General features: G+C 46.7%; 22 protein-coding genes, 1 rRNA gene and 1 riboswitch. Of the genes, 6 read left to right on the forward strand and 17 right to left on the reverse strand.

Going from position 1 to position 18,168, the window contains the following annotated elements; translation table 11 throughout:
- The first annotated feature begins 98 nt into the window (after nt 1-98).
- Nucleotides 99-359, forward strand: coding sequence for a YgaP family membrane protein (locus tag AR335_RS20050; RefSeq protein ID WP_053355999.1), 261 nt, complete (start codon nt 99-101; stop codon nt 357-359).
- A gap of 346 nt (nt 360-705) precedes the next feature.
- The gene (locus AR335_RS25570) at nt 706-807 is read left to right on the forward strand and encodes an EYxxD motif small membrane protein (protein WP_328090834.1); all 102 of its coding nucleotides are present in this window, start codon (nt 706-708) and stop codon (nt 805-807) included.
- On the opposite strand, the gene purD is transcribed toward AR335_RS25570, so the two are convergent.
- The 4 genes from purD to purM are packed head-to-tail and all read right to left on the reverse strand — an operon-like array spanning nt 785 to nt 5,240.
- Nucleotides 785-2,053: a phosphoribosylamine--glycine ligase gene (gene purD / locus AR335_RS20055; protein ID WP_062239195.1), complete on the reverse strand. Its 1,269-nt coding sequence runs from the start codon at nt 2,051-2,053 to the stop codon at nt 785-787. The genes AR335_RS25570 and purD overlap by 23 nt on opposite strands.
- A 24-nt stretch (nt 2,054-2,077) precedes the next feature.
- Complete coding sequence (purH, locus tag AR335_RS20060; RefSeq protein WP_062239198.1) at nt 2,078-3,616, reverse strand: bifunctional phosphoribosylaminoimidazolecarboxamide formyltransferase/IMP cyclohydrolase; 1,539 nt, start codon at nt 3,614-3,616, stop codon at nt 2,078-2,080.
- Complete coding sequence (purN, locus tag AR335_RS20065; RefSeq protein ID WP_062239201.1) at nt 3,613-4,203, reverse strand: phosphoribosylglycinamide formyltransferase; 591 nt, start codon at nt 4,201-4,203, stop codon at nt 3,613-3,615. The genes purH and purN overlap by 4 nt, the downstream gene beginning before the upstream one ends.
- The gene (purM, locus tag AR335_RS20070) at nt 4,200-5,240 is read right to left on the reverse strand and encodes a phosphoribosylformylglycinamidine cyclo-ligase (protein ID WP_062239316.1); all 1,041 of its coding nucleotides are present in this window, start codon (nt 5,238-5,240) and stop codon (nt 4,200-4,202) included. Before purM ends, purN begins: the two co-directional genes overlap by 4 nt.
- Nucleotides 5,241-5,298: 58 nt before the next feature.
- Between purM and AR335_RS25290 the strand changes: the two genes are divergently transcribed.
- Nucleotides 5,299-5,433: a hypothetical protein gene (locus tag AR335_RS25290; protein ID WP_255357611.1), complete on the forward strand. Its 135-nt coding sequence runs from the start codon at nt 5,299-5,301 to the stop codon at nt 5,431-5,433.
- Nucleotides 5,434-5,493: 60 nt separating this feature from the next.
- Here the strand turns inward: AR335_RS25290 and purF are convergent, their stop codons facing one another.
- From purF to AR335_RS20120, 10 genes are all read right to left on the reverse strand, one after another.
- Complete coding sequence (gene purF / locus AR335_RS20075) at nt 5,494-6,912, reverse strand: amidophosphoribosyltransferase (protein ID WP_062239205.1); 1,419 nt, start codon at nt 6,910-6,912, stop codon at nt 5,494-5,496.
- Complete coding sequence (gene purL, locus AR335_RS20080) at nt 6,888-9,119, reverse strand: phosphoribosylformylglycinamidine synthase subunit PurL (protein ID WP_062239209.1); 2,232 nt, start codon at nt 9,117-9,119, stop codon at nt 6,888-6,890. The genes purF and purL overlap by 25 nt, the downstream gene beginning before the upstream one ends.
- Nucleotides 9,103-9,786, reverse strand: a complete 684-nt coding sequence (gene purQ / locus AR335_RS20085) for a phosphoribosylformylglycinamidine synthase subunit PurQ (RefSeq protein ID WP_062239212.1) — start codon at nt 9,784-9,786, stop codon at nt 9,103-9,105. The genes purL and purQ overlap by 17 nt, the downstream gene beginning before the upstream one ends.
- Nucleotides 9,783-10,037, reverse strand: coding sequence for a phosphoribosylformylglycinamidine synthase subunit PurS (purS, locus tag AR335_RS20090; protein ID WP_062239215.1), 255 nt, complete (start codon nt 10,035-10,037; stop codon nt 9,783-9,785). Before purS ends, purQ begins: the two co-directional genes overlap by 4 nt.
- On the reverse strand, nt 10,030-10,749 hold the full coding sequence (gene purC, locus AR335_RS20095; protein WP_062239217.1) for a phosphoribosylaminoimidazolesuccinocarboxamide synthase: 720 nt from the start codon (nt 10,747-10,749) through the stop codon (nt 10,030-10,032). The genes purS and purC overlap by 8 nt, the downstream gene beginning before the upstream one ends.
- 256 nt (nt 10,750-11,005) lie before the next feature.
- Entirely contained in the window at nt 11,006-12,298 is a 1,293-nt protein-coding gene (gene purB, locus AR335_RS20100) for an adenylosuccinate lyase (protein ID WP_062239220.1), read from the reverse strand.
- Nucleotides 12,295-13,449, reverse strand: a complete 1,155-nt coding sequence (gene purK / locus AR335_RS20105; RefSeq protein ID WP_062239223.1) for a 5-(carboxyamino)imidazole ribonucleotide synthase — start codon at nt 13,447-13,449, stop codon at nt 12,295-12,297. Before purK ends, purB begins: the two co-directional genes overlap by 4 nt.
- Nucleotides 13,442-13,930, reverse strand: coding sequence for a 5-(carboxyamino)imidazole ribonucleotide mutase (purE, locus tag AR335_RS20110; RefSeq protein WP_062239226.1), 489 nt, complete (start codon nt 13,928-13,930; stop codon nt 13,442-13,444). Before purE ends, purK begins: the two co-directional genes overlap by 8 nt.
- A gap of 138 nt (nt 13,931-14,068) precedes the next feature.
- Nucleotides 14,069-14,170, reverse strand: a riboswitch (purine riboswitch).
- A 79-nt stretch (nt 14,171-14,249) separates the two neighbouring features.
- Nucleotides 14,250-14,450, reverse strand: coding sequence for an NETI motif-containing protein (locus AR335_RS20115; protein WP_062239230.1), 201 nt, complete (start codon nt 14,448-14,450; stop codon nt 14,250-14,252).
- A gap of 2 nt (nt 14,451-14,452) precedes the next feature.
- Nucleotides 14,453-14,980, reverse strand: a complete 528-nt coding sequence (locus tag AR335_RS20120) for a DUF2179 domain-containing protein (RefSeq protein ID WP_062239233.1) — start codon at nt 14,978-14,980, stop codon at nt 14,453-14,455.
- Between the two features lie 178 nt (nt 14,981-15,158).
- Between AR335_RS20120 and AR335_RS20125 the strand changes: the two genes are divergently transcribed.
- Nucleotides 15,159-15,677, forward strand: coding sequence for a ferritin family protein (locus tag AR335_RS20125; RefSeq protein ID WP_053356014.1), 519 nt, complete (start codon nt 15,159-15,161; stop codon nt 15,675-15,677).
- Nucleotides 15,678-15,816: 139 nt separating this feature from the next.
- Here the strand turns inward: AR335_RS20125 and gerPC are convergent, their stop codons facing one another.
- Nucleotides 15,817-16,095 carry a spore germination protein GerPC gene (gene gerPC / locus AR335_RS20130; RefSeq protein ID WP_062239236.1) on the reverse strand — a complete coding sequence of 93 codons (279 nt, stop codon included), beginning with the start codon at nt 16,093-16,095 and terminating at the stop codon, nt 15,817-15,819.
- A gap of 84 nt (nt 16,096-16,179) precedes the next feature.
- Here gerPC and AR335_RS20135 point away from each other — a divergent pair, with 84 nt between their 5' ends.
- A complete protein-coding gene (locus AR335_RS20135) occupies nt 16,180-16,614 on the forward strand; it encodes an Hsp20/alpha crystallin family protein (RefSeq protein WP_062239239.1) in 435 nt (144 codons plus the stop codon).
- Nucleotides 16,615-16,660: 46 nt separating this feature from the next.
- Here AR335_RS20135 and AR335_RS20140 read toward each other — a convergent pair whose 3' ends face one another.
- Nucleotides 16,661-16,984: a hypothetical protein gene (locus AR335_RS20140; RefSeq protein WP_062239242.1), complete on the reverse strand. Its 324-nt coding sequence runs from the start codon at nt 16,982-16,984 to the stop codon at nt 16,661-16,663.
- Nucleotides 16,985-17,409: 425 nt separating this feature from the next.
- On the opposite strand from AR335_RS20140, the gene AR335_RS20145 reads away from it, so the two are divergent.
- Nucleotides 17,410-17,913, forward strand: a complete 504-nt coding sequence (locus AR335_RS20145) for a DinB family protein (protein WP_062239246.1) — start codon at nt 17,410-17,412, stop codon at nt 17,911-17,913.
- A gap of 152 nt (nt 17,914-18,065) precedes the next feature.
- Here AR335_RS20145 and rrf read toward each other — a convergent pair.
- Nucleotides 18,066-18,168: ribosomal RNA gene (gene rrf, locus AR335_RS20150) — 5S ribosomal RNA — on the reverse strand; the annotation flags it as partial.

Genomic DNA, 18,168 nt, shown 5'->3' on the forward strand with positions numbered 1-18,168 from the left:
CTGTAAATTACATTTTCTCAAGGATACCATACAATTTTGGTTCGTGGGTGTCTTTACGCAAAACACAAAAAATCATCACAAAAAGGAGCATTCCCGTTATGAAACAGAACATTGGCATCTTAAACTCCATGATTCGGATCGTGTGCGGATTGACCATGCTGGCGATGCTGACCGCCAAGTACACACGCAGGCCTTACCGCGGATCTTACGTCTTCATGATGATCCTCGCCTCCATGAAAGTGGCAGAAGGCATCCTGCGATACTGCCCTGTTACGGATATGATAAAACAAGGATCTGAGCTCAAAGACATGGATTTAGACGATCTCTCCAAAGAAGGCTCAGCGATTAATCCGAGCTGATTCAGAAGAAGGCTCTTTTCTAAAAAATTGTTGCTTTGGGAATATTTTTGTGAAAAACCTTCATTGATCAGTTGATTGGAGTGCAAGGTGCGAGACTCCTCGAAAATGAATTTCACATTTTCTTCGTGCGATATAACGCTGCCGAAGCCTTCCTTGTCCTGCGGGAGCAGCGGGACAGGTGAGACCCAAAGGTGCTTGCGCCGTGGGGCTCACCGCACGCCCCGCGGAAAGCGAGCATCCTGGAACGGAAATCAGCCACTCTCAAGAGCAACAAAGGTTACGAAAACAGCCAAGAAGAAAAAAACTCCCCTGCAACGGGGAGTTTTCTATAAGGAGGCTTATAGCAATGAAAGAATATTTAATGGATACCATTTTTATCTATGCGACGCTCATCGGCGGCATTATTGCGATTTTGTTCGCTTTCGTTAAAAAGCGGCGCGTGAAATAGCCTTTGAACCAATGTCCGTACGGTAAAATGACGCGTCACACTGTATCTTCGCCATCTCCTCATACACCGCTTCCTGCGCTTTGGAGAGGTCTGCCCCTTTAACCGCAGCCAGAAGAATTCGCCCGCCGTCCGTAACAAGCCCCTCTTCTGCTTGCTTTGTTCCAGCGTGGAAAAGCAGTGTATCTTCATTCAGCTTGTTCAGTCCTGTGATCTTGATTCCCTTTTTATATGCTTCTGGATAACCGCCGGAAGCAAGAACCACACCAAGTACAGCCTCGTTTGACCAAGACAGTTCAATCTCTTTCTTATCTAAAATAGCCAGCAGGATTTCCGCAAAATCACCTTGAAGCCTGGGCAGGACAACCTGTGTTTCCGGGTCACCGAAACGTGCATTGAACTCGATAACCTTTGGGCCTTGAGCGGTCAGCATGAGACCGGCATACAGAATTCCCGTAAACGGTCTGCCTTCCTTCATCATCGACTGTGCCGCTGGTTTCAGGACTGTTTCCAGTGCCTCCTCCACGACAGGCTGTGGAATCTGCGGAACCGGTGAGTATGCACCCATTCCTCCTGTATTCGGCCCTTTATCCCCGGTGTAGGCACGTTTATGATCCTGTGCGATGACCATCGGGTAGACCTTTTCTTCATTAACAAAAGCCATGAATGAAAACTCTTCGCCTTCCAGGTACTCTTCCATCACAACCGAAGCACTTGCTTCTCCAAACCGCGCGTTGTTCAGCATGTCATCAAGGCCCTGTTCCGCTTCTTCAAGCGTCATGGCGACGATGACACCTTTTCCTGCTGCCAGTCCATCTGCCTTCAAAACGATCGGAGCTCCCTGCTCATGAAGATAGTCCTTTGCTTCACGGAAAGAAGTAAAGGTTTTAGACGCTGCTGTAGGTATGCCATGCTTGTCCATCAGGCCTTTCGCAAACGATTTGCTGCCCTCAATCAATGCTGCTTCCTTAGACGGCCCGAATATGGTGAGGCCTTCATTTTTAAAATCATTCACAATCCCGTTTAACAAGGGGACTTCAGCTCCGACAAAGGTAAGAGCGATTTGATTTTCTTTTGCGAACGCGATTAGCCCCTCGTGGTCGGTTTCCTCGATGTTGACACACTCTGCCATTTCAGCCATGCCAGGATTACCAGGCGCGGCAAACACTTTCGTTACACTCGGGCTGTTCGCAAACCGCCACACGATGGCATGCTCGCGGCCGCCTTTTCCTATCACCAGAACATTCATGCTGAATCCTCCTTATTCACAGGTTTAATGTTTAAAATGGCGTACGCCGGTAAAGACCATCGCGATGCCGTATTCGTCCGCTTTCTTGATGGAATCTTCGTCTTTTACCGATCCGCCTGGCTGGATGATCGCCGTAACACCGGCTTTCGCTGCCGCTTCTACGGTATCGTCCATCGGGAAAAACGCATCAGAACCAAGGGCGCTTCCTTCCGCTTTTTCTCCCGCTTGCTCGATCGCAATTTTAGCAGCACCAACACGGTTCATCTGCCCTGCTCCTACCCCGATCGTCATCTGATCTTTCGCTAAAACGATCGCATTGGATTTCACATGCTTGACGACTTTCCACGCAAGCTTCAAATCCTCCCACTCTTTTTCGTTGGGTTCGCGTTTCGTCGGGATCGAGATATTGGCTTGCTCCAAACCGTACGCATCTTCGTCCTGAATAAGAAGACCGCCGCGAACGGTTGTTGATCTTTTCTCTTGCTTTTTATCTTCACCGAGCTCAAGTGTAAGCAATCGGATATTTTTCTTTTTCGTTAAAATCTCTTTCGCTTCCGGACTAAATGATGGTGCAATAATGATCTCCAGGAAGATCTCGCTCATCTTTTGTGCAGCCGCTTCGCTAATCTCCACATTAGATGCGATAATGCCTCCGAAAATGGAGATCGGATCTGCTGCGAATGCTTTCGCGAAAGCATCTTCCACACTATTTCCTGTTCCAACACCGCATGGATTCATGTGCTTGACCGCAACAACAGCCGGATCTTGGAACTCGCGGACGATCTGAAGGGCCGCATCCGCATCGTTAATGTTATTGTAAGAAAGCTCTTTGCCGTGAAGCTGTTCAGCTTGAGCGATGGATGTTTTTGTTCCTAGCGGTGCTTTATAGAAAGCCGCTTTTTGGTGGGGATTTTCCCCATAGCGAAGATCCTGTTTCTTTTCATACGTAACTGTATAAGATTCAGGGTTTTCTTCTTCTACCATGTTTGTTAAGTATTCAGCGATCAGCGCATCATATGCCGCTGTATGGCGGAATGTTTTCGCCGCCAACTTACGGCGGGTTTCTACAGAGACTTCATTGTTTTTCTCTACTTCTTCAAGCACCTTGCTGTAATCGGATGGGTCGACGACAACCGTGACATACGCATGGTTTTTCGCTGCGGAACGTAGCATGCTCGGCCCGCCGATATCGATGTTTTCGATTGCATCTGCAAAAGCCACATCCTCTTTTGAGATGGTTTCTTTGAACGGATAAAGGTTAACGACAACAAGATCGATAGGAGAAATGCCGTTTTCCTCCATCTGGCGAACATGACTTTCGTTCTCCCTTACTGCCAGAAGGCCTCCGTGAATCATCGGATGCAAGGTTTTAACGCGTCCGTCCATGATTTCAGGAAAACCGGTCACTTCTGAAATGCCGGTCACGTTCACTCCGGCTTCCTGCAATGCTTTGCTCGTTCCGCCGGTTGAGATGATTTCCACGCCATTATCGGCCAGCGCTTTTACAAAAGGAACCAGTCCTGCTTTATTCGATACTGATACTAATGCTCGTTTAATGGTCAAGATTGAACTCCTCCCACTTTTTCTTGATTGAATAGATCCTGTAAAACACGAGGAAACAACTCATGCTCAACCTTCTGAATCCGCTGCTGCAAGGTCTCTCTCGTATCTTCTTTTTTGATCATTACTGCTTTTTGGGCGATAATCGGCCCTGTATCCATCCCGCTGTCCACGTAATGTACAGTAACTCCTGATACTCCCGCTTGTGCTTCTAACGCTTGGCCGATCGCATCCTTGCCGGGAAAAGCCGGAAGCAGGGACGGGTGGATATTAACGATCCGGCCGTCATACTCCGCCAGCAGCGTGCAGCCGATCAGCCGCATGTATCCAGCCAGGACGATGAACTCAATGTCTCTCGCCTTCAGCTGCTTTAAAATCTCCGTTTCAAATTCCACTTTTGTTTCGTACTGCTTCGGAAAAAACGTAAAGTACTCCACTCCCGCTTCTTCTGCCCGCTCGATGACATAAGCCCCTGGCTTGTCACAGACAAGCAGTGAAATTTCGGCGTCAAGGCTCTTTTCGTTTATTGCATCGTTAATCGCTTGAAAGTTTGAGCCGCTCCCTGATGCAAATACTGCGATCTTTTTCATTTCAGTTCACCGCCGCCGAACACAACGCCCTCGCCTTTTTTCACACGGCCGATCACAAATGCTTTCTCTCCATCCTGTTCAAGGGATTGGATAATATCGAACGCTTCGTCATAATCCACAGCAAGAACCATTCCGATTCCCATGTTGAACGTCGTGAACATCTCTTTTCTGCCGATGTTTCCGGTCTCTTCTATGACATCAAAAATCTCTGGAATCGGCCATGAACCATAATCAACTTCTGCCGCAAGTCCTTCAGGCAGCATACGGGGAATGTTTTCATTGAAACCTCCGCCGGTAATATGCGCCGCTCCGTGAACATGATAGTTTTTATAAACGTTAAGCAGTGGTTTCACATAGATTCGGGTCGGCACGAGCAGCTCTTCGCCAAGAGTCCGGCCTTCACTTCCAAACTCTCCATTCAGATCAAGCTGGCCTGTTTCAAGCAGCACTTTGCGGACCAAAGAATAGCCATTGCTGTGAATGCCGTTGGAAGAAAGTCCGATTAGTACATCGCCTTCTTTTACAAGATCGGGATGGATCAGCTTGGACTTTTCAGCACCGCCGACTGAAAAACCGGCGAGGTCATAGTCTCCGTTGCTGTACATGCCTGGCATTTCTGCTGTTTCTCCCCCGATAAGGGCACAGCCGGCTTGTTCGCAGCCGTCAGCGATCCCTTTTACGATGTCTTCGACTTTAGCAGGCTCCAGCCTGCCGCATGCAATGTAATCCAGGAAGTACAGCGGCTCGGCTCCTTGAGCCACGATATCGTTCACACACATCGCGACAGCGTCAACTCCAATGGTATCATGTTTGTCCATCATGATCGCCACCATAAGCTTCGTTCCCACTCCGTCTGTTCCTGAAATAAGAACAGGCTCTTTATAAGACAGATTGGACAGATCGAACATTGCCCCGAATCCGCCAAGGCCAGCCATGACTTCCGGACGGCGTGTACGCAATGCGTGTTTCTTAATTCTGTCTACCGCTTCATAGCCTGCTTCAATATCTACTCCGGCCTGTCTGTATGCCTCTGCCATTGTATTTCCTCCCTTTTTTAAAAGCTGTTTTCGTAACCATTGATGCTCTTGGGAGCGGTTGATTTCCGTTTCAGGCTGCTCGCTTTCCGCGGGGCGTGCGCTGAGCCCCACGGCGCAAGCGCCTTTGGGTCTCATCTGTCACGCTCGTCCCGCTGGAGTCTCGCACCTTGCACTCCAATCAACTGATCAATGAAGGTTTTAAAAAAAATGTCCACAGAGCAACAATCTTTTAGAAAAGAACTTTTTTAAACCATTACACCATTTCTTTTTCATACGGCAGCACCGTATCCGGGTAGATTTCCGTCGGATACTTTCCTGTAAAGCACGCGAGGCACTGTCCGTTGTTTGGATCGCTGTCCGGACGGCCGATTCCTTTTAACAGCCCTTCTGGTGATAAAAAGGCTAATGAATCTGCACCGATAATGTCTCTGATCTCCTCCACCGTATGATTGGAAGCGATCAATTCCGCTTTTTCGGACGTATCGATTCCGTAGTAGCACGGGTGGGCGATTGGCGGTGCCGTAATTCTTACGTGCACTTCGGTCGCTCCTGCCGCGCGCAGCATTTTAACGATACGCCGGCTTGTTGTTCCGCGAACGATCGAGTCATCCACCATGACAACACGTTTGCCTTCTACAATCCCTCGAACCGGAGAAAGCTTCATTTTCACCCCTAATTCACGCAATTCCTGAGAAGGCTGGATGAATGTACGGCCGACATAACGATTTTTGATCAAACCGATCTCATACGGTATGCCAGACTCTTCCGCATATCCGATCGCTGCTGAAATACTGGAATCAGGAACCCCTGTTACGACATCAGCCTCTACCGGAAACTCCTTATAAAGCTCTTTACCAAGATTTTTTCGTGCGCTGTGGATGTTAATCTGATCGATGTTGCTGTCAGGTCTTGAAAAATAAATATATTCCATGGAACAGATGGAGCGGTTCATCGGTGAAGAGAACGTGTCCGCTGTCATGCCGTCATTATCAATAATTAATAGTTCACCAGGTTTCACATCGCGTAAATACTCGGCTCCGACTACATCAAATGCACATGTTTCGGACGCGACAACATACGCATCTCCAAGAATTCCGATAGATAGTGGACGAAGGCCGTGCGGGTCAAGCGCCACCATTAGTTTGTCCTCGGTCATGATGACAAAAGCGTACGCTCCCTTAAGCATGGTTAACGCATTTTTCACTTGATCTTTTAATCCGATATAGCCGCTTCGTTTAATTAAATGAGCGAGTACTTCCGTGTCAGAAGTCGTTTGGAAAATACTTCCCTGCGCTTCAAGCTGATGCTTAAGCGCGTTGGCATTTACAAGATTTCCGTTATGCGCAAGGGCAAGACTTGACGTCTGTGAACGGAAAAGCAGGGGCTGAACATTTGCATATTCGTTCCCGCCTGCTGTGGAGTAACGGACATGGCCGATGGCCGCATGTCCTGTTAATCCTTCCAATTCTCCACGGCTGAATACCTCGTTCACAAGACCGTGTCCTTTGTGCATTTTCAGCTTGGCACCGTCTGTAACCACAATGCCTGCACCTTCCTGTCCTCTATGCTGAAGACTGTGAAGGCCATAATATGTTAACTGGGCCGCATCCTGGTGGCCCCAGATCCCAAATACCCCGCATTCTTCGTTTAAGCCTTTGATGTCAGCAAGCATGGTATTGCTCCTTTCCAGGCGGAATGAAGTTCTTCATGAGTCGCTGCCAGCACTTCTTCGCCTGTTTCATTGTCGATGCGAAGAATCGGTGTGTCGGTTACAAAACCGATCGGCTTCGCATCTTCGTTCATGGCTTCAAACGCTTTTGCGTTCTCCGGTTTTACCGAAACGAGAAAACGTGACTGTGTTTCACTGTATAGCGCGGAAACGATATCTCCGCCCAGTTCAACGGAAGCACCGAGTCCGCCGTTCATCATGCTCTCAGCTAATGCTACTGACAGACCGCCTTCTGCCACATCATGTGCAGATGCAACCAGTCCGTTTTGGATGGCTTCAAGCAATTGTTTTTGGCGCTTCGCTTCGGTTTCAAGATTGAGCTCCGGTGATTTACCGGAGATCTTGCTGAGCTGCATTTTTTGCAGTTCACTTCCGCCGAATTCCTGATGGGTCTCACCGATCACATAGATGAGATCACCAGGTGTTTTAAAATATTGAGTCGTAATATGGTCAAGGTGATGGACAAGACCGATCATGCCGATAACCGGCGTCGGATAAACCGCCACACCGTTTGTTTCGTTATAGAGTGATACGTTTCCACCAATGACCGGTGTGCTCAGCGTTCGGCACGCTTCGCTCATTCCGTCCGCGGACTTTTCAAGCTGCCAGAAGATTTCCGGCTTTTCAGGGTTTCCGTAGTTCAGGCAGTCTGTGACCGCAAGCGGCTCTGCTCCAGAACAAACGAGGTTTCTTGCTGCTTCGGCGACTGCGATCTTTCCGCCCGTTTCAGGATCAAGATAGATGTAGCGCGAGTTGCAGTCTGTTGTCATCGCAAGTGCTTTATCAGTTTCACGGATACGGATGACAGCCGCGTCTGATCCCGGAGGAACGACCGTGTTTGTGCGGACCATGTAATCGTACTGGTCAAACACCCATGATTTGCTCGCAATCGTCGGCTGAGAAAGAAGCTGCAGCAGTGTATCCTTCTTGTTTTCTACGTTCGGAACGAAAACTTCTTCGTTCTGGAACTGTGAAAAATAAGCTGGTTCTTTTGACGGCTTGTTGTACACCGGTGCTTCTTCTGCCAGAGCATCGACCGGAACATCAGCAACCACTTCTCCATGGTGAAGGAGACGAAGCTGTTTTTCTTCGATGACTTTTCCGACGACGACCGCTTCAAGGCCCCATTTTTCAAAGATCTCAACCGCTTCCTGCTCTCTTCCTTTTTCCATGACGATGAGCATGCGTTCCTGAGATTCAGAAAGCATCATTTCGTATGGAGTCATGTGAAGCTCACGCTGAGGGACAAGATCCAGGTTCATCTCTATACCCATACCCGCTTTGCTTGCCATTTCGGCAGAGGAACTTGTTAAACCTGCTGCACCCATATCCTGAATACCCACAAGTGCATCGCAATTTTGGATGAGCTCAAGGCACGCTTCAAGCAAAAGTTTTTCCATGAAGGGATCGCCGACCTGAACCGCCGGGCGCTTCTCTTCGGATGCCTCCGTCAATTCTTCTGAAGCGAACGTTGCGCCATGAATCCCGTCGCGTCCGGTTCTTGCTCCAACATACATCACAGAGTTGCCGGCGCCTTTTGCCAGTCCCTTTTGGATGTCTTTGTGGTCGATCAAGCCGACACACATCGCATTCACGAGCGGATTGCCGTCATAAGAAGCGTCGAACTGTACTTCTCCCCCAACTGTTGGGATACCAATACAGTTGCCATAGCCTGCGATACCCGCTACAACTTCTTCAAATAAATATTTTACGCGGGAAGAGGTTAACTCCCCGAAACGAAGTGAGTTTAATAGTGCGACAGGACGTGCGCCCATGGAAAAGATGTCGCGAATGATGCCGCCAACCCCGGTTGCTGCACCTTGGTACGGTTCAATGGCAGAAGGATGGTTGTGGCTTTCGATTTTAAAAACAACCGCCTGGCCGTCACCGATGTCTACAACCCCGGCTCCTTCTCCTGGTCCTTGAAGAACCCGTTCTCCCTCTACCGGGAACTTGCGGAGTACAGGCTTGGAGTTTTTATACGAACAATGCTCACTCCACATGACCGAGAACAATCCGGTTTCCGTCCAGTTTGGAAGACGGCCGATGATTGATTGCACGAGTGAAAACTCATCATCGTTCAAGCCCATATCACGGTATAATTTTTGCTCCTGAATTTGTTCTGCAGTAGGTTCATGAAGATAAGACATGGTTTTCCCTCCAGCTTTTTACGATTGATTGAAACAATTTCAGACCGTCGTCACTGCCCAATAGGCCGCTGACCGCACGCTCCGGATGCGGCATCATGCCCAATACATTTCCTCTTTCATTCATGATCCCTGCAATATCAGAGATCGATCCGTTCGGGTTATTTTTATAGCGGAAGACGATTCGGTTCTCTTCTTCCAGCTGCTTTAGCGTCTCTTCGTCACAATAGTAGTTTCCTTCGCCATGTGCGATCGGAATCGTAATTTCTTCCCCTTGCTCATAGGAAGAGCTGAACATGGTCTCGGCGTTCACAACTTGAAGTGTTTCCGGCTTGCAGATGAATTTTAATGATTCGTTGCGCCGCATTGCTCCAGGCAGAAGGCCTGTTTCAAGGAGAATCTGAAACCCGTTGCATACGCCAAGAACAGGCTTGCCGGCTTGAGCGGCTTTCTTCACTTCATCCATCACGTTTGAAAACTGGGCGATGGCACCTGTGCGCAAGTAGTCTCCATATGAGAATCCGCCTGGAAGCAGGATTCCGTCAAAGCGATCCAGATTGCTTTCATCATGCCAGACATACTCTGCTTCAGCACCAAGCTCGTCTTTTACTGCATGAAACATGTCAATGTCACAGTTGGATCCTGGAAAAACGATAACCGCAAATCTCACTGTGCGACGACCTCCTCCACCTCATAGCGATAATCTTCAATGACCGGGTTGGAGAGCAATTTTTCACACATTTCCGCAACGCGCTTGTCCAGGTTCTCAACGCCTTCTTCAATCGTAAGCTCCAAGTACTTCCCGATGCGTACATCTTGAACTTCGTTGTACTCCATGCGGTGAAGCGAGCCTTTTACAGCTGTTCCTTGAGGATCCAATACGCTTTCCTTCAACGTGACGAATACTTTTACTTTATACATGCAAATTTCCCCCTAAGCGCTCTAAAATTTTTTCATAGGCTTCTGTTAAACTGCCAAGATCACGGCGAAAGACATCTTTATCCAGCTTTTCGTTCGTTTCGCTGTCCCAAAGGCGGCACGTGTCCGGTGAGATCTCATCCGCCACAAGCAATTCGCCCTTGGCGTTGTTCCCGAATTCCAGCTTAAAGTCGATTAATCTAACCTTTTTCTCTGTAAAAAATGCTGTGAGTATTGTATTGACCTGGAGCGCAAGCTCTCTCATGTCTTCCAGCTGCTTTGGAACAGCCAGTTCAAGAGCTTCGATATGATCTGTGTTAAAAAGAGGATCGCCAAGTTCGTCATTTTTGTAATAGAATTCGACGATCGGCTTATGAAGAACATGTCCTTCCGGCAGCCCTGTGCGTTTCGCCAGTGTACCGGCCACCACGTTGCGGACCACGACTTCCAAAGGAATGATGGTGACGTGCTGGACGAGCTGTTCTGTTGGAGATTGCTTGGAGATAAAGTGGGTTGGAATATTGTTTTCCTGAAGCAGCGAAAACATCAAACTTGTAATTTCGTTATTCAGACGGCCTTTCCCATCGATGGTCGCTTTTTTCTCACCATTAAACGCCGTTGCTGAATCCTTGTACTCCACCCAAACGGTTTGCTGATCTTCTGTGCTGTAAATCTTCTTCGCCTTTCCTTCATAAAGCAAGGTTTGCTTTTCCATTACAAAGTCCCCCTGTCATAAGCTTCCGAATTATACTGCAAAAATCACGAATATTGGCAATTTTATAGAAGTGCTGAGGTGTCCGTTCAGGCCCGACAAGCGTTGGAACTTTTGAGCATAAAACGCTTTTTGTTTTCTGATCAAAAGTGAAACGACCTCGAGGGTCTGGACACCGAAGCTGGATCAAATTGTAGTGCTGAGGCGCTCCGGAACGAAAAGGTTTCCCTTTTCGTTCCTTTCACCCCAAGACTGTATATTACAGCCCTAATCGTTCAAAAATCGTATCTACATGCTGAAGATGGTAAGAATAGTCGAAGCAATCCTCGATGTCTTCAGGAGTTAGTTTTTCTGTAATGCGCGGCTCTTCCTGAACAAGCTGCTTGAACTGAATGCCTTCTTCCCACGCCTGCATGGCTTTTGGCTGAACGATGTCATAAGCAGCTTCACGGCTCATGCCTTTATCGATCAGTTTCAACAGCACACGCTGAGAGTAGATCAATCCGTATGTTCTTGTCATGTTGCGTTTCATGTTTTCCGGGAATACCGTTAAGTTCTTCACGATATTGCCAAAGCGGTTCAGCATGTAGTTCAACGCGATCGTTGCATCTGGAAGAATGATGCGCTCTGCAGATGAGTGGGAGATGTCGCGTTCATGCCATAATGGAACGTTCTCATACGCAGTCATCATGTAGCCGCGTACCACGCGCGCCAATCCTGTCATGTTCTCAGATCCAATCGGGTTGCGTTTGTGAGGCATCGCAGACGACCCTTTTTGCCCTTTCGCAAAGAACTCTTCCACTTCACGCGTTTCACTCTTTTGCAATCCGCGAATTTCAACTGCGAATTTTTCAATGCTTGTTGCGATCAATGCTAGTGCTGATAAGTAGTGCGCATGGCGGTCACGCTGAAGGGTTTGTGTAGAAATCGGTGAAGTTTCAAGCCCCAGGTTCTCACAAACAAACTTCTCAACAAATGGATTGATGTTGGCATACGTTCCAACCGCTCCGCTTAGCTTACCGACGCGAACAGAATCTGCTGCTTGTTTGAAACGCTCCAAGTTGCGCTTCATTTCTTCGTGCCAAAGAGCAAGCTTGAGGCCAAACGTTGTAGGCTCTGCGTGTACTCCGTGCGTACGTCCCATCATAACGGTGTACTTATGTTCTTTCGCTTTGTTGCCGATGATCTCGATGAAGTTCTCGATGTCTTTGACTAAGATGTCATTCGCTTGCAGCAAGAGGTACGACAGCGCCGTATCGACCACGTCTGTAGACGTTAGCCCGTAATGCACCCATTTTCGCTCTTCTCCCAATGTTTCTGAAACGGCACGTGTGAATGCTACTACATCGTGTCTTGTCTCCTGCTCGATCTCTAGGATGCGGTTGATATCGAAAGAAGCATTTTCGCGGAGCTTCTTCACGTCCTCTTTCGGGATCTCACCAAGCTCAGCCCAAGCTTCACAAGCTAAAATCTCCACTTCAAGCCATGCATTAAAGCGGTTCTCATCTGTCCAAATGGCTCCCATTTCTGGGCGTGTATAACGTTCAATCATGTCGTTACCTCCAGCTTCTCGATCTTAAGTACTGCTGCTATTATAAACTCTGCTTTATTCAGGGCTTCACTCACGGTGTTTCCTAAAACCGTGATGTGGCCCATTTTGCGTTTTACTTTTGCTTCGTCTTTTCCATACAGGTGAAGCTTGGCGTCTTTCAACAATTCAAGATTGACAAGCAATGGCGCTACATGCTCTCCGAGGACGTTGATCATCACTACCGGGCTGACCAGGTCCGTCTTTCCAAGCGGCAGTCCGCAAACCGCACGAACATGCTGCTGAAACTGTGACGTCTCACACGCTTCAATCGTATAGTGCCCAGAGTTATGCGGCCTTGGCGCAAGCTCGTTCACGTAGATCTTACCATCTCTTCCGAGGAACATTTCTACCGCAAGGGTTCCATACAGATTCAGCTCCATCGCGATCTTTTTTGCAATTTCGTAGGCGTTCTCTGCTGTGCCTTCACTAATTCTTGCCGGAACGATCGATTGGTGAAGAATGTTTTCCACGTGAATGTTTTCAGCAACAGGAAAGGTTGTTATATCACCGTTCGTGCCTCTAGTTACGATCACGGATAACTCCTTTTCAAAAGAAACCCAGCTCTCGAGCACGCATTCTCGGTTCCCTGTTGTCAGTTTCACCGCTTGTTCAAAGTCAGCTTCACTGCGGATCACCGCCTGCCCCTTCCCATCATAGCCTCCTTGGCATGTTTTCAAAACTGCCGGAAGACCGAGCTGGGCGCAAGCTTTTCGCAAATCATCACCGTTGCTGACAGGAAGGTAAGGGGCCACCTCCACTCCCGCTTTTTCGATCGCTTCCTTTTCTCTGAGCCGATGCTGCGTCAAGTAGAGAAGCTGGCTGCCCTGTGGCATGTAAGCATGCTTCTCGAGCCACTGTGCCCGCTCACTGTCGACATTTTCAAACTCGTACGTAATGACATCACTCTTTTGCGCAAGCTCAGCGATTCCAGCTTCATCATCATAGGAAGCCGTGATCTGTTCGTCACTGACTTGTCCGCATGGAGAATTGGCTCCTGGATCGAGAACGACGACACCATAGCCCATCTCGCGGGCACTAATCGCCATCATCCGTCCAAGCTGTCCTCCGCCTAAAATACCGATTGTACTTCCAGGTAAGATCGTTTTAGCCAAGAGAATCACTGCTTTCTAATACGGTTTCCTGAATCCGTTCGCGCCTTGCTGTTAAACGAGCGTTTAAACCTTCGTCTGTCACCGCCAAGATCTGAGCTGCCAGCAGCCCCGCATTGGTCGCACCCGCTTTGCCGATAGCCACTGTCGCAACAGGTACTCCACCCGGCATCTGAACGATGGAAAGAAGAGAATCAAGACCGTTCAGCGCTTTGGATTGTACCGGCACACCGATGACCGGAAGCAAGGTTTTCGCGGCTACCATTCCCGGCAGATGGGCAGCGCCGCCCGCACCGGCAATTATAACTCCTATACCCCGATTGCGCGCTTCCTCTGCATATTGAAACATCAAATCAGGTGTCCGGTGTGCGGAAACTACACGTTTCTCGTAAGGTACGTCCAGTTCGTCCAGCACCTCGCATGCATGTTTCATTGTTTCCCAGTCTGAAGTACTTCCCATAATAACTCCAACTTGTTTTTGCATCGTTTCCTCCCCGCATCGTAACTAAACGCTATGTGAATGATTTTTCTGCAATAAAAAAGTCCAGTGTACTCACTTTCTCTGTTGTATGAGAGAAAGCTACTACGCTGGACATACTTCACCTGCGGATATGCCGAAAACAGCAGTGGTGCTTCCCCTCATAGTCCGATGAATAACGGTCATCAGGTAGAGACTTACGGGCCATAATCCCGTGATTATATGAGGTACTATGCTTTTGTCACCCTTATTGTAACGAAGGGCATTTAGTTGTGTCAACCAAAAATCGAACAATAATATATTCTGACAATTTAATGTTCGGTTTTTACTGTAGTTTTCCTTCAAAAACAATGCGTTGTTCGTGATACTCCTGCTCGATTTTCCCATTTTTCTTAACTTCTTTAAAAACCGGCTCCTCCATGCGGCGTACAGGGGAATACCCTTCTTCCGCCATTCGGTCTAAACAATCAGAGATCGTCTCACCGGGCTGAACCTCAAATTTTTTCTTGTTTGGCTTTTTATCCATTGCTACCTCCGTATGCTTTTCACCCAAAATCCGCCATGGAAGGCTTTCGGTTCATGAGAGATGATGAACGCCTTCGGATCAAGTGAATGGACCGCTTCATATAAGTTGGATTCTGATTTGCGCGATGTCAAGATCTCCATCATCAGCCGCTGCCCTTCCCGGCCGGAAGCCATCCAATCCGTGACGCCAAACCCTTTCGAGCGAATCGCATTCGGCAGTCCGGCTTCCGTTTCAGTCGTAATCACATTAACTGTAATATACCCAAGTGCTAGCTTTTCTTCAATCTTCATACCAACCAGAACGCCCAGACCATACCCTAGCGCATATGCGATCAGGTTCTGAATTTTATCCAGGTTGTCCAATACAAGCCCAAGGCCAATGACATAAATTATAACCTCAAACACGCTGATTAATGCTGCGAGATACCGCTGATTTTTTAACGTTAATATCATTCTTATCGTAAAAAACGAAACATACACCACGTTGATAAGAAGAATGGTTCCAATCATCGCCAAACCGTTTTCCAACATCGTCTACACTCCTTCTGCCTGTCCAAAATGATGCTATAAAGGTAAGATATCACTTTTTTGACTGGATTGAAAATGAAGATTTATCCAGTTATTTCTATGGAATACTGCTCTTTTGGATAGGCACATTTTTCATGAATCCTCATACGCTATAAAAGCATTCGGGAAAGGAATTGATGTCATGTATCCATATCAGGCACCATTCGAAGAAACCCATTATTATTATGATCCCTATAATCCCTACGATCCATATGTTGAGAGACAGCAGCAGGCCCAGAGCCAGCAGCAGCAACAGCACGAAACGTATCAGCAGCTGATAAATACACTTATGTCGAGCATTATTGGCGAAGCGACCGCTGTCGACTTCTACACCCGGCTTGCGAATGAAGCGCCGAACGAGTACAGCAAAAATGTACTGCTTAATGCTGCCAAGGATGAAAAGACGCATCTACAGTTGTTTACCCGACTTTATACTTCTTTAACAGGCAAACAGCCTAACTATAAAATTCGTCCTGTAAAGATTACGAACTTCCGTCAGAGTCTGTTTGAAGCCTATGAAGACGAACTGTCCGATTATGAAAAATACCGCAATGCTTACCTTATGACCCAGGACACGACCATCCGGGACACCTTCTTTCGTCCTTATACCGATGAAATCAAACATGCTACACGCTTTAGCTTCTTATTGAACGCAAGATAAGATAAAAGAGCTGTGCTGTTCTGGGGTGAATTTCATGGAAATGATTCAAGGAGTGTTGATACAGCCATAATCAGCACTCTCTTTTTATTCCGAAAAACAAAAAAAGCTTAAGGCAGTATGGCTCCCCAAGCTTTTACACTTATTCCTGGTCATCCTGATGGTGCTGCTGATGGGCGGCCTCCTGCTGAATCTCGTCAATAATTGTCTCCATATCCTCGAGATGGGCTTCCCCGGTAAGTCCGATATTCAACGTTCCTTTTAACTCTTTAACATGCAGCTCCTGGATCTTATAATTGATGTTCTCTATATTGATCGGCTTTATATTGTTCAAAGCCTCTCTCAGCGTTTGATTTTCATGCTGCAGTTCAATAATTTGCTGCTGAAGCTGCTGTAAAAAATGGTACAGGTCTTGGTCCATCTCATTGAACCTCCTTCATCCGTCCTCTGTTTCACCTGCTGGGCAGTGGATGCATATACTGGGTCTGCAAGGGAGTGAGTGAACATGAATCCTTCATGGGGCAAGGGCAACGAATGGAAAAAATATGCCGATCAGGTGCTCGGCAAAGACTTTTTTGATGATTTTAAGGAGTTTGGCTTAACCAACCAAGGGCCTCTAGTTAATGTATATGAGAATTCAGAGGAAATTTACTGCTTAATTAACCTACCTGGTGTAAAAAATATCGAGGACGTCAATTTATATGTACATTACCGCACGTTAAAGGTGACAGGCACCATTGATTTTTCGATAAAAAAATTCAATTGCGTGACCGAAGAAATTGCCTCGGGGCCCATCGAACGGGAGATCCCGCTTCCCTATCCCGTTGAAGACAGACCTCTGGATGCCGGTTATTACCGCGGTCTTCTGTATGTCCGACTCCAGCGCCTCAAGCAAGATAAAGAACAGCAAAAAGTAAAAATATATGATTACTTTGAATAGACCCAGAGGCTGGGTATGTCGCCCTCTGGGTCTATTTTTTGTAATTCTAGGACTGTGGGTTTGCCAAAAGGGTGATCAAAATAAAATAAAGTAAGGATGCGTTAGCCAATAGTTGTTCCTCAGCCTTTTCTTCCTTAGTCTTTTTGATGTTATTTTCGATAATGTGGATGCCAGATGGTGTGATGGTTTTGTTGGTTTTATTGGTTTCGGTGGTGGAGTTATTGCTGGCTGGTTCATCAGGCGTTTTGTTGTCGCCTGTTTGGGCTGATTTTGCTTTTGCATACCTTTTGATGATTAGGGTTTTTCCGATATTCAATGAACCTTTCATTGTGATGGAATCCACATTGACATTCTTTATCGATATTTTCATAAGATATCCCTCTTTGTCGGTCAGATCGGGTTCAAGAATATATCGCCATTACACCATGTTATGAGGATGGTTGTGGATTTATATCTCTGTTGGAGGGATTTTGGGATTAATTTGGGGTTATTGGAGAACGGCAAAGAAGTCTGAATTATTAGTTAGAATCAATTATTTTGAGTTGGACTCAATTAATCGTGAATTTGGCTCAATTAATGTTCAGTTTGGCTCAATTATCTGTTTTCAGGCCCTTATTCTTTAATTTGAAATGACAGACACATATGACAGTTTGCGACTGTCAAAATTCAATGTGTAGTAATTACTAAACTAACAAAAGATGGTAAATAAGGAAGTTTGATTAATGCGAACAAATGTTTTATAATGTGTTTTCAGAAACAAAAAATCATTGAAATGTGATTATGGAGGTATTGTATATGTATGTAAAGATTGCAGACTTTATTAGAGAATGGAATCGGGAGGCAACGCTAACTCAAAAGGTTTTGGAAGGTTTAACTGATGATTCATTGAATCAAAAAGTTTACCCAGAAGGGCGTACTTTGGGAAGAATTGTTTGGCATTTCACAACAAATATTCCAGAGTATTTAGCTCATTTCGGGCTAAAAATAGATGAAATAGAAAATGCAAAAAATGTCCCTGCCTCAGCTAAAGAAATTGCTGAAACCTTTAAAAATATAAGTTCTTATGCAATCAAAGTCATTGAACAGCAATGGACAGACGAATTTTTGAAGGAAGTACAAACTGCATTTGGCAGAGAAGAAACAAATGCTCAAATTTTAATGGGACTAATTAAGCACATTGTTCATCATCGTGGACAAGTTACAATTCTTATGCGTCAAGCTGGAATCAAACCTTTTGGGGTTTATGGACCACCAAAAGAAGATTGGATTCACTTAGGTGTGGAAAATCCACCACTTTAATATTATTACGAACAAGTTCGTTAGTAATAGGAATGGAAAACCCAATAGATATAGGGTTTCCCTTAATTTTGACCTATTATCAACATTAAAGTTTAACAGAGCCAAAATATAAAAAAAGAGTGGAACGAATTTGCATTCGTTCCACCCTTTTTGCCCGGCAACGTCCTACTCTTACAGGGGGAAGCCCCCAACTACCATCGGCGCTGAAGAGCTTAACTTCCGTGTTCGGTATGGGAACGGGTGTGACCTCTTCGC

The organism is Fictibacillus sp. FJAT-27399 (assembly GCF_001510655.1).
Lineage (GTDB): Bacteria > Bacillota > Bacilli > Bacillales > Fictibacillaceae > Fictibacillus_C > Fictibacillus_C marinisediminis.

Bases quoted from the DNA above. Each gene is read 5' to 3' on its own strand.
- purB (WP_062239220.1), bottom strand. From the start codon at position 12,298: ATGATTGAACGTTATACACGCCCAGAAATGGGAGCCATTTGGACAGAT.
- AR335_RS20115 (WP_062239230.1), bottom strand. From the start codon at position 14,450: ATGGATAAAAAGCCAAACAAGAAAAAATTTGAGGTTCAGCCCGGTGAG.
- purM (WP_062239316.1), bottom strand. From the start codon at position 5,240: ATGGCAGAGGCATACAGACAGGCCGGAGTAGATATTGAAGCAGGCTAT.
- AR335_RS20120 (WP_062239233.1), bottom strand. From the start codon at position 14,980: ATGTTGGAAAACGGTTTGGCGATGATTGGAACCATTCTTCTTATCAAC.
- purF (WP_062239205.1), bottom strand. From the start codon at position 6,912: ATGCTTGCTGACATCAAAGGCTTAAACGAAGAATGCGGGGTATTTGGG.
- purD (WP_062239195.1), bottom strand. From the start codon at position 2,053: ATGAATGTTCTGGTGATAGGAAAAGGCGGCCGCGAGCATGCCATCGTG.
- purE (WP_062239226.1), bottom strand. From the start codon at position 13,930: ATGCAAAAACAAGTTGGAGTTATTATGGGAAGTACTTCAGACTGGGAA.
- AR335_RS20125 (WP_053356014.1), top strand. From the start codon at position 15,159: ATGTATCCATATCAGGCACCATTCGAAGAAACCCATTATTATTATGAT.
- AR335_RS20145 (WP_062239246.1), top strand. From the start codon at position 17,410: ATGTATGTAAAGATTGCAGACTTTATTAGAGAATGGAATCGGGAGGCA.
- purN (WP_062239201.1), bottom strand. From the start codon at position 4,203: ATGAAAAAGATCGCAGTATTTGCATCAGGGAGCGGCTCAAACTTTCAA.
- purL (WP_062239209.1), bottom strand. From the start codon at position 9,119: ATGTCTTATCTTCATGAACCTACTGCAGAACAAATTCAGGAGCAAAAA.
- AR335_RS20135 (WP_062239239.1), top strand. From the start codon at position 16,180: ATGAATCCTTCATGGGGCAAGGGCAACGAATGGAAAAAATATGCCGAT.
- AR335_RS25570 (WP_328090834.1), top strand. From the start codon at position 706: ATGAAAGAATATTTAATGGATACCATTTTTATCTATGCGACGCTCATC.
- AR335_RS20050 (WP_053355999.1), top strand. From the start codon at position 99: ATGAAACAGAACATTGGCATCTTAAACTCCATGATTCGGATCGTGTGC.
- purC (WP_062239217.1), bottom strand. From the start codon at position 10,749: ATGGAAAAGCAAACCTTGCTTTATGAAGGAAAGGCGAAGAAGATTTAC.
- purS (WP_062239215.1), bottom strand. From the start codon at position 10,037: ATGTATAAAGTAAAAGTATTCGTCACGTTGAAGGAAAGCGTATTGGAT.
- AR335_RS20140 (WP_062239242.1), bottom strand. From the start codon at position 16,984: ATGAAAATATCGATAAAGAATGTCAATGTGGATTCCATCACAATGAAA.
- gerPC (WP_062239236.1), bottom strand. From the start codon at position 16,095: ATGGACCAAGACCTGTACCATTTTTTACAGCAGCTTCAGCAGCAAATT.